The following is an 8,869-nucleotide window of genomic DNA, read 5'->3' on the forward strand; positions in this document are numbered from 1 at the left end:
TGTCAGGATAGAGGTGATAGACGTGGTAGAAATTTCAGGTAAGAGCTATGAAATCGTAGAGAATCATCGAGATGCCTTTCAACAGGAAGATGTAGAAGGAAGATTTAGCGATATATTAAGTAAATATGATTTTATAGTGGGGGACTGGGGGTATGGTCAGCTTCGTCTTAAAGGTTTTTTTGATGATCAAAACCCTAAAGCCACATTCGATACAAAAATCAGTACGCTTGAAGATTATTTGTACGAGTACTGTAACTTTGGCTGTGCCTATTTTGTGTTGAAGCGTGTACATCAGTAAAACCGAAGGGCTTTCAAGCCCTTCGGTTTTTTGTGGTAAGAAAAAGCGATTTATTCAGATTCTTCTTCCGAAGGTTTTATATCCCGGTTCTTCTCGTCATGAATAGGATGAGCGCCATCCTCCTGACGTTGAAGGTCCTGGTGCAATGCCTTATATTCATAGTTGAATGCGCTGTAGTAACGCTGTTGTTCTGTCCAGGGAGCACTCTTCTCATTGGAAACAGGTTTATCTTTATTTCTTGGTGATCCATAAGGTCCCTCAGGTAGCTGCTCAGGCGTCAAATAATTACGCTGCGCCTCTACATTAGCGAAATCAGAATAAAGCTTTTTATCTTTTCTGCTCATAAAAAAACCTCCCTTGGCTGTTAGTTTTTCCAGGGGAGGTTTCTTTATTCAAAGGAGATCGGGCAGATAGTTTCTCAACTCTTCGGCTTCAATAGCACTTAATTGGAACAAGTGCTCCAGATGACCGTCTTTGCTAATGGTTTCATGATCCAACAAGGCCTGACGGTTTTTGTGAAGATTAATAACCATCGTCTGGTTATTAAAGTGATCAGCTTTCATTAAGGCAAGCTCGAAACGATGGCTCCCGGCTGTAAAACATACAAAACGGGTGCTCGTCTCCTGAGTAAAGTCCTCAAGGAAAGGTCTTTCAGCCATGAATTCTCAACTCCTATTCTTCATTCTTTACTAAATGGGGCTTGTAATCCAAATGATGGTGAGCTTTGATAAATCGCACGGTTCTAGTTTTAGCCCGCATGACAATTGAATCTGTTTGGGCCAGATCTCCACCTAAGAATTTTACTCCATCCAACAGTTCTCCTTCGGTCACACCGGTTGCAGCAAAGATAGCATCATCACTTTTCACCAAATGGTCAAGAGTCAAATGTTGTAATGGGTCTTCTAGTCCCATTTGGCGACAACGTTCCATTTCTTCCTCATCTTGCGGAGCAAGCCTGGCCTGCATATCTCCGCCTAAACTTTTAATAGCTGCAGCTGAAATGACACCTTCAGGGGCACCACCTCTTCCTACGAAAAGATCTACCCCTGTTTCCGGAAGGCAGGTAGCAATGGAAGCTCCTACATCTCCGTCACCAAACAATTTTACACGGGCTCCCTTTTTGATAACACGATCAATAATATCCTGATGGCGATCACGTTCTTGAATGATAACCGTTAAATCCCGAACACGTTTATTATTCGCGCGGGCCACAATATCAATCGTGCGTTCAATAGGATCATCAATATGGATGAGACCTTTAGCGTACTTTCCTACAGCAATCTTGTCCATATACATATCTGGCGCATGAAGCAAAGCTCCACGTTCTGCGGCAGCTATAACAGCAACAGCATTATTATGCCCTTTTGAGACAATATTAGTACCTTCTAAAGGATCAACAGCAATATCCACGGAAGGCCCGGTCTTATTTCCCAATTCTTCGCCGATATAAAGCATTGGGGCTTCGTCTAGTTCACCTTCACCAATAACAACGACCCCTTCCATTGATACGGAATCAAACATCGTTCTCATGGCAGTAGTCGCTGCATCATCAGCACTCATTTTATCGCCTCTGCCCATCCATTGAGCTGAAGCAATGGCTGCGGCTTCCGTTACTCTCACCAATTCCAGTGCTAATTCTCTATCCATATATACTCCTCCGATTCATGTTAAAATTAGTGTACACTAATAATGGGCGGTATAAGTAATATCGCCTTTTTTTATTTAAAACCATGAATTATGTTATCATATTTAAGAGATTTATGTGAAAAAAGTTTTTGTACGGAGGTATTAGGATGTATTTTGTCAATCGTGAGAAGATCGAAGAGATTCTAACTTATATGGAAAAAATCTTAGATGAATATTCAAAGTCTTCGTTTCAGTCATTTAGAGACCAGCTTGCGCTTGAACGTCTTACACATATTAGTATTGAAGCTATTATCGATGTAGGAAACATGATGATTGACGGCTTTATAATGCGGGACCCGGGGAGTTATGAGGATATTATTGATATTCTGACTGATGAAAAAGTTCTGCCAGAAGAAGAAGAGGAAGGGTACAAGCAATTAATCAGTTTAAGAAAAATGATTGTCCAGCATTATACGGCGGTTGAACATAATACCATTAGGGAAACATGGAATCTCCAATTAAAAACTATCCAAAAATTCCCGGAACGCGTTCGCTATTACTTAAATCACGAACTTGGGCCTGTATCGGCATTTTCCAACGACAATAAATAGTTATAAGATTAATACTCATGATAAAATAGTCGCGTGAATAACGCGATTTTTTTATTTGAAGGACCATTAGTCGATTGTATTAATGGATAGCTTCTATTAAACGATCGAGGGGATAGTGCATAAGAGACTTATTAATAGGGCCGGATTGTGTAAGACTCAGCTTCGAGATAAATTATGAGAGGAAAGGTTCTGCGGGGGATGATACGCTTTCCGCGGGCATGTGCTGAGCCTCCTCGAGCTGACGCTCTCCGGGGTCTCACCGATCATGTTTATCCCGCAGGAGTCTTCATCATCCCCCTCCGGAACTTGCCAAATCAGAAGCTCGAAACCACTTCAAACATTAACTGCGTGATGAGGAATTAGACTATGGGGTTTTCTACCCATTTTTAGGATGTAACTACCCGCAATAGCCTGTCATAAAAACATTTAATCCAGATTAAGTAGTAGAATCTTTCTATTCTAGAAGGGGCCGTTCACATAAAATGGCTGGGTTGGTGGGGAAATGATGAGACTCCCGTGGGAGAAGGATCTAGGGGAGACCCCGCAGGGAGTAAAAACGACTGAGGAGGCTCACCAGTTCCCCCACAGGAAAGCGAATTATTTCCCAACCAACCCTTATCCCCACTTTAGTACGGGCCCAACTATCTTGAATTCGAGTCTTCAAGTAATGGGTGCTTTACTGTCAATTCAATTCAATTAAATAAAGCCAATGCGTTAATAAACAAAGGAATAACAGTGATATTTGTAACTAAAATTTAAAGGAAGAAGGTGCTTGAATGAGCCATTATAAAGCTTACTTAATTGATTTGGATGGAACGATGTATCGAGGTGCCAAACCAGTGGAAGGAGCTTCGGAGTTTGTCAAATACCTGGAAACAAAACATCTTCCATTTATGTTTTTAACGAATAACTCCTCAAAAACAGCCGTTCAAGTTGCTGATAAACTGAATGATCTGGGAATTCCCGCTCATTATGAACAAATCATGACAAGCAGTATGGCTACAGCTATTTATATTAGTCAGCAACAAGGACCTTCCAAGGTTTATGTCATTGGAGAACAAGGACTGAGGGACGCCATGTTCAAGGAAGGGCATGAACTGGTGGATGACAATCCCGATTTTGTAGTAATTGGAATCGATCATAATATAAATTACGAAAAACTGACAAAAGCATGTCTGCATGTAAGGAATGGAGCGGCTCTTATCAGTACAAATGCAGACCGGGCGATTCCTACTGAGAGGGGAATGGTGCCTGGGAATGGAGCCTTAACCTCTGTCATCAGCGTAAGCACGGGAACCGAACCATTATTTATTGGAAAGCCAGAATCGATCATCATGGATCAGGCCCTGGCGCGTCTTGGATACGACCGGGATCGGGTTCTTATGATCGGTGACAATTACCATACTGACATTTCTGCTGGCATTAATGCTGGTATGGATACACTAATGGTGGAAACAGGAGTCAGCTCATTTCAAGAAGTTAAGAGTTATGAGAAACAACCAACTTATAAGTATAAAAATTTAATCGATTGGATGATTGAAAAGAAGCAGAAGGACTAAAGCCCATCTGCTTCTTTTTGTATAAACTTTTACAATAGGTAAGGGCCGAAGAATACGGTAATCAGGATAATATGGATCCCTATAAAGTAAGTTAATCGGATAAAAACAGACCAGTCTCTTTCTTTAACACCATAGGAGAGGAGTAAATAAGTAAGTAAAGCAAATCCAAACAGGTAAATAATTGAACTTCCCTGAAAGCTTAAATATTCTGGTGCTTTTGCCATTAGGCGGTTCGTGAACATAATATCTTTAAATAGGAGAGCGGCTGCTAAGTAAATCATCATCCCTGCGTAAAATATCCAAGAGCGGTTATGATCCATGGCACGACTGTTGGCAAACATGATCACGACAATAAAAAAGAGGGGCCAGATAAACCATAAACCACCAATAACAATAGAGAACATTCCTGTGGCAAGCATCCCGACGGTTTTTCCTAAACTTTGAATGAATGCTTCCTGGGTCATCCGATCCGCCTGCTCAACGATCGAAGGCTTTGCTGAGGAGAGCATAAGCTTATTTTTATTGTCACTGCCCTGATCGACCCATAGCGCTGTGTTTGCTCCTTCCAACCACACAGGTTCAGCTGAGGGGTTTGGAGTATTACTTAATCGAGTGACTTTATTTTCTCCCTCGGAGGATAAGGCTGATCTATAGATGTTAAACTCTGGAGTATCAGCATACGTCGTTTTTGTAGCTCCAAAACCTTTAAATAAGAGATTGACGGACTTATCTTCCATAGACATTTCAATATCAGAAATTTCTTTTAGTTCCGAACTTGAGTGAGGGTCAGGAAAGTTTACTTGTTGAAGTTTTGGATCTTCCCCGAATGACGATTGGGAGAAGTAATAGAAGTTTGTACGCTCTCCCCCTGCACTTTGCTTTTGAAGAGTGCTGACTAAAAGGGAATAATCTTGATCATTGACTGAGAATTGAATGTTACTAATTTCTTCTGTCCCTTGGACGAGAAAATCCGCTTTTCCTAATTCAGTTACTTGTTGGCCATCTAGTTCATAGAAATTTAAGTGATTTCCATTCGTATCAGTAGTCTTAGTCATGATATAAGCGGCATCATCAGTTTCTGTAACAGCTATTTCGGTATTTTTATTCTCGATCTGCATTAGAGAAATTGACTCTAGAGTATCGGTATCTAACTGGAAAAGCTCCTGATCTTTACTGTATAGAGTTCGGTTTTTCAAGGGGAAGAAACCAGAAATATCCGATATCTTTTCACCGCTTTCTCCTGAAAATATCGATTGATAATCCGAATAAATAAGGTGCTTACCGCTCCATGAAAACTTTGTAAACTTATCTACTGGAATGGGGAAGGTTTCTTCTGAAACAAGTTCAAAGTTCTGATCAAATGTATCCTTTTTCACACCTTCTTCTGTGAGATAGGAAACTTCAAGTTCTTCTTCTAATAATTTTACATTAGGCTCTGTTACAGTAGGAGTGAGACCTAGTTCAATTCCCTGGCTCCAACCTTCTGTAGGCGGTTCTGTAACATCTGAGTAGTTTTCCGCAAATAATAGGAGTACTGCCGCGATTGAGATAATAACAGGAGCCGCCCACACTAAGCTTTTCTTCAGCAAGTTCATGCACAACCTTTCCATATATGTAATAAAAATCTATTCGTATGTATTACGTTGGGCATGAGAATATGGTTTCAGAAAATTAAAAATACCGCGATTTAAACGCGGTATTTTTAATATCGTATTAATCTTCTTCTGTGTCAGTATCTCCAGCAATGCTATGGGCTAAGCGACTAGAAGCTGCTGCTGCAATAGCACCTACAATGTCATCTAAAAATGTATGGCATTGCCCGGATGATTTATCATTTAACTTCTTAAGTATGCCAGGCTTTTGTTTATCAATATAACCATAGTTCGTAAATCCGATGGACCCATAGACATTCACGATAGAAAAGGCTATGATTTCGTCTATTCCATAGAGGCCTTCATCGATTTCTATAGTGGTCTGCAAAGGTTCCTCGAGCATCTTCTTTTCAGCGAGTCGATCCATTTGAATTCCGGTGATGATCGCATTCTGTACCTCGCGTTTCTTTAAAACCCGATTTACATTGAACTTGCATTCTTCCATAGATAATTCATCGTGATATTGAGATTGTAAATAATGGACAAGCTCAGCCATATCATCAATGGTTACCCCACGTTCAGCGAGCCAGTCTCGAGCTGTCGTTTCAAGTTCAGTTACTTTTTTGTCTTTTGCCACTTTCTCACACCCTTTCTCCGGTTTTCCCCACTATCAATACCCGCGTGTCTTCCTTAACAAACGCCATGGCTTATGTCTAATTATATCAGAACTTTCAGATAGCCGTCTTCTTCATTTGAGTGCAGTTGGATTAGTATATGTTAAAATGTTCTTGAAAATAGGTTAAATGGAGGGAAGAACTTGCATAAACCATATGTTTATATAACGAGAGCATTACCAGAGTCTGTTATTGCACCATACCGCAAACAGCTGAACATTGAAATGTGGCCGGAAGAAGAAAAACCTGTGCCGCGTGAAGTTTTGCTAGAGAAGAGTGCTCAAGCTGACGGGTTATTGACGATGCTGACAGATAACATCGATCAAGAACTGCTGGAGCAGACCACTACCCTGAATATTGTAGCCAATCTGGCTGTTGGTTATGACAACGTTGATATTACCTATGCAGAGGAAAAACAGGTAGTGGTTACGAACACTCCAGATGTACTTACGGATACAACAGCTGATCTTACATTCGGACTACTAATGGCTGCAGCCAGAAGAATTGTTGAAGCCAGTGAGTTCGTTAAAAGAGGGGAGTGGGGACCTTGGTCACCTCTACTTTTAGCTGGTTCAGACATTCACCATAAGACAATAGGCATTGTGGGAATGGGACGTATTGGTGAAGCAGTGGCTAAAAGAGCAAAAGGGTTTGATATGAACATTCTTTACCATAATCGGTCAAGAAATAAAGAAACGGAAGAAAAATTAGAGGCTAGCTTTACGGAGTTTCATGAACTGATTGAGCAATCAGATTTTATCGTTAGTATGGTACCACTGACTCCTGAAACGCATCACATGTTTGATCAGGCAGCTTTCCAACGAATGAAGTCGGAAGCCATTTTTATTAATGCTTCCAGAGGATCGGTGGTTGATGAGCAGTCTTTGTACGAAGCATTGGTGAACAACGAGATAGCAGGAGCGGGGTTGGACGTATTTGAAAAAGAACCAATAGGAGCAGATCATCCGCTTCTTCAACTTAATCAAGTCGTTTGTCTTCCCCATATAGGTTCAGCCACAAGAGAAACCCGCATTGACATGATGAAATTATGCTTAGATAACATATGCCGATTTTTCAATGGTAAAAACGTATTAACTCCCGTTAAGTAAATTACAAAGAAGCCGGCACCTTAACAGGTGCCGGCTATTTAAAACCATGTATTAAAATACTTGCTCTACTTCATATATGCCAGGTACTTCCTGAGCCAGGGCACGTTCGATGCCGGCTTTTAATGTGATTGTAGAACTAGGGCAGTTACCGCAAGCCCCCATAAGACGCAGGCGCACGATACCGTCTTCCACATCTACGAGTTCCACATCTCCACCGTCACGGAGTAAAAATGGGCGAAGTTTATTCAGTACTTCTTGAACTTGTTCATTCATGTTCAATCTTCCCCTTTCTATAATTCCATTATAAAACGAAATCGGCAAAAAATCTATTATGGTCTGATGGTTTATGGATTGAGAACCATTTTCATTTTATCTTTTTTTCTCAGTTTTGTAAAATGAAAATATATGAATTTGATGAAGGTGGAGAGAGTAATGAGTGAAAAGAAAATTAACCTGACCGTTTATGGAGCAGAAGTGAAGTGCGCAAGCTGTGTGAATGCACCTGGATCAAAAGAAACCTTTGAGTGGCTGCAAGCAGCTATAACAAGAAAGTATGGAGAAGATAAGGTTTCTTATCACTATTATGATCTCCATGAAAAAAAACAGCCAGGCGTGGATGAGCAGCTGGTCGACCGTCTACTTGAGGAAGAACTTTTTTACCCGCTTGTACTCGTAGAAAATGAGATTGTGGGAGAAGGTAACCCTAGATTAAAATCCATTTATCAAGCTCTTGAATCAAGGGGACTTAAAGCTTAAGATAAAGCGAAAATGTCTGTTTTTTGTTTAATCCTTGTGTTAAAATATGGGCGGTATAGGGTTTCATCCGTATAAAAAAGAGGTGAACGTGGATGAATCCATTGATAGAATTTTGTATTAATAATTTGGCCAGCGGTGCACAGGAAGCCAGAGAGATTCTTGAAAAAGATCCCGATCTGGATGTTATAGAATATGGCTGTTTAAGTAATTGCGGACTTTGTTCTCAAAGTCTTTATGCAATAGTCGAAGGAGACAGGGTCATTGCAGATACACCGAAGGAACTTGTCGATAAAATATATGAACACTTGGAAGAGACCCTATAAAACTTGCTACGTTAAAGAAGGCATCGCTTAGATGCCTTCTTTTAGTTTTAAATCCAACATGCTGAGAAAAACTCACATTTGTTTAAGACTCAGCTTCGACACAAATGGGTCCGTTACTAAAATGGGGAAAGGGTTGGTGGGGAAATAATTCGTCTTGTTCCATCACCCAGACACTTTCCTATGGTGGAACTGGTGAGCCTCCTGATATGAACGAAACTGTCAACCCCTCACACTTTTGACCATCTTTAAGAAGAGAAGCATTAACGCTTCTTTTTTAAGGTCTTCATTCAGGTTTTCCTGGTAAGGGGGTCAAGTGCTCTC

Annotated in this window: 12 protein-coding genes; 6 read left to right on the plus strand and 6 right to left on the minus strand. The window is 40.7% G+C overall.

The genetic code is table 11. From position 1 onward, the window contains the following. Positions 1–22: 22 nt before the first annotated feature. Positions 23–298 (plus strand): YutD family protein, encoded by a 276-nt coding sequence (locus tag ACTWP7_RS10200; protein ID WP_443123092.1) that lies wholly within the window; start codon positions 23–25, stop codon positions 296–298. A 50-nt stretch (positions 299–348) separates the two neighbouring features. On the opposite strand, the gene ACTWP7_RS10205 is transcribed toward ACTWP7_RS10200, so the two are convergent. From ACTWP7_RS10205 to glpX, 3 genes are read right to left on the minus strand one after another with little or no spacing between them, the layout of a single operon-like run. Beyond that, entirely contained in the window at positions 349–642 is a 294-nt protein-coding gene (locus ACTWP7_RS10205; RefSeq protein ID WP_014644148.1) for a hypothetical protein, read from the minus strand. Between the two features lie 48 nt (positions 643–690). Continuing rightward, positions 691–957, minus strand: a complete 267-nt coding sequence (locus ACTWP7_RS10210; RefSeq protein ID WP_014644147.1) for a DUF3055 domain-containing protein — start codon at positions 955–957, stop codon at positions 691–693. Positions 958–970: 13 nt separating this feature from the next. After that, positions 971–1,945, minus strand: a complete 975-nt coding sequence (gene glpX / locus ACTWP7_RS10215; RefSeq protein WP_014644146.1) for a class II fructose-bisphosphatase — start codon at positions 1,943–1,945, stop codon at positions 971–973. A 146-nt stretch (positions 1,946–2,091) separates the two neighbouring features. Between glpX and hepT the strand changes: the two genes are divergently transcribed. Both hepT and ACTWP7_RS10225 read left to right on the plus strand, forming a co-directional pair. Continuing rightward, positions 2,092–2,535 carry a type VII toxin-antitoxin system HepT family RNase toxin gene (hepT, locus tag ACTWP7_RS10220; RefSeq protein ID WP_443123093.1) on the plus strand — a complete coding sequence of 148 codons (444 nt, stop codon included), beginning with the start codon at positions 2,092–2,094 and terminating at the stop codon, positions 2,533–2,535. A gap of 776 nt (positions 2,536–3,311) precedes the next feature. Beyond that, positions 3,312–4,094 carry a TIGR01457 family HAD-type hydrolase gene (locus ACTWP7_RS10225; RefSeq protein WP_014644144.1) on the plus strand — a complete coding sequence of 261 codons (783 nt, stop codon included), beginning with the start codon at positions 3,312–3,314 and terminating at the stop codon, positions 4,092–4,094. Positions 4,095–4,123: 29 nt separating this feature from the next. Here the strand turns inward: ACTWP7_RS10225 and ACTWP7_RS10230 are convergent, their stop codons facing one another. Both ACTWP7_RS10230 and ACTWP7_RS10235 read right to left on the minus strand, forming a co-directional pair. Continuing rightward, positions 4,124–5,683 carry a hypothetical protein gene (locus ACTWP7_RS10230; RefSeq protein ID WP_443123094.1) on the minus strand — a complete coding sequence of 520 codons (1,560 nt, stop codon included), beginning with the start codon at positions 5,681–5,683 and terminating at the stop codon, positions 4,124–4,126. Positions 5,684–5,807: 124 nt separating this feature from the next. Continuing rightward, the gene (locus ACTWP7_RS10235; RefSeq protein WP_443123095.1) at positions 5,808–6,323 is read right to left on the minus strand and encodes a phosphatidylglycerophosphatase A family protein; all 516 of its coding nucleotides are present in this window, start codon (positions 6,321–6,323) and stop codon (positions 5,808–5,810) included. Positions 6,324–6,503: 180 nt separating this feature from the next. On the opposite strand from ACTWP7_RS10235, the gene ACTWP7_RS10240 reads away from it, so the two are divergent. After that, positions 6,504–7,469: a 2-hydroxyacid dehydrogenase gene (locus ACTWP7_RS10240; protein WP_443123096.1), complete on the plus strand. Its 966-nt coding sequence runs from the start codon at positions 6,504–6,506 to the stop codon at positions 7,467–7,469. Between the two features lie 51 nt (positions 7,470–7,520). Here ACTWP7_RS10240 and ACTWP7_RS10245 read toward each other — a convergent pair whose 3' ends face one another. Then, on the minus strand, positions 7,521–7,742 hold the full coding sequence (locus ACTWP7_RS10245; RefSeq protein WP_014644140.1) for a NifU family protein: 222 nt from the start codon (positions 7,740–7,742) through the stop codon (positions 7,521–7,523). Positions 7,743–7,901: 159 nt separating this feature from the next. On the opposite strand from ACTWP7_RS10245, the gene ACTWP7_RS10250 reads away from it, so the two are divergent. Together ACTWP7_RS10250 and ACTWP7_RS10255 are read left to right on the plus strand one after the other, a co-directional pair. Further along, positions 7,902–8,225, plus strand: a complete 324-nt coding sequence (locus tag ACTWP7_RS10250) for a YuzD family protein (protein WP_443123097.1) — start codon at positions 7,902–7,904, stop codon at positions 8,223–8,225. Positions 8,226–8,317: 92 nt separating this feature from the next. Continuing rightward, entirely contained in the window at positions 8,318–8,548 is a 231-nt protein-coding gene (locus ACTWP7_RS10255; protein WP_041601387.1) for a YuzB family protein, read from the plus strand. The last annotated feature ends 321 nt before the right edge of the window (positions 8,549–8,869 follow it).

Source organism: Halobacillus sp. B29 (genome assembly GCF_052246755.1).
In the GTDB taxonomy this organism is placed as follows: domain Bacteria; phylum Bacillota; class Bacilli; order Bacillales; family Halobacillaceae; genus Halobacillus; species Halobacillus halophilus.

Excerpts from the sequence above, each read along its gene's own strand:
- ACTWP7_RS10205 (WP_014644148.1), bottom strand. The coding sequence starts at position 642 with ATGAGCAGAAAAGATAAAAAGCTTTATTCTGATTTCGCTAATGTAGAG.
- ACTWP7_RS10210 (WP_014644147.1), bottom strand. The coding sequence starts at position 957 with ATGGCTGAAAGACCTTTCCTTGAGGACTTTACTCAGGAGACGAGCACC.
- glpX (WP_014644146.1), bottom strand. The coding sequence starts at position 1,945 with ATGGATAGAGAATTAGCACTGGAATTGGTGAGAGTAACGGAAGCCGCA.
- hepT (WP_443123093.1), top strand. The coding sequence starts at position 2,092 with ATGTATTTTGTCAATCGTGAGAAGATCGAAGAGATTCTAACTTATATG.
- ACTWP7_RS10225 (WP_014644144.1), top strand. The coding sequence starts at position 3,312 with ATGAGCCATTATAAAGCTTACTTAATTGATTTGGATGGAACGATGTAT.
- ACTWP7_RS10245 (WP_014644140.1), bottom strand. The coding sequence starts at position 7,742 with ATGAATGAACAAGTTCAAGAAGTACTGAATAAACTTCGCCCATTTTTA.
- ACTWP7_RS10250 (WP_443123097.1), top strand. The coding sequence starts at position 7,902 with ATGAGTGAAAAGAAAATTAACCTGACCGTTTATGGAGCAGAAGTGAAG.
- ACTWP7_RS10255 (WP_041601387.1), top strand. The coding sequence starts at position 8,318 with ATGAATCCATTGATAGAATTTTGTATTAATAATTTGGCCAGCGGTGCA.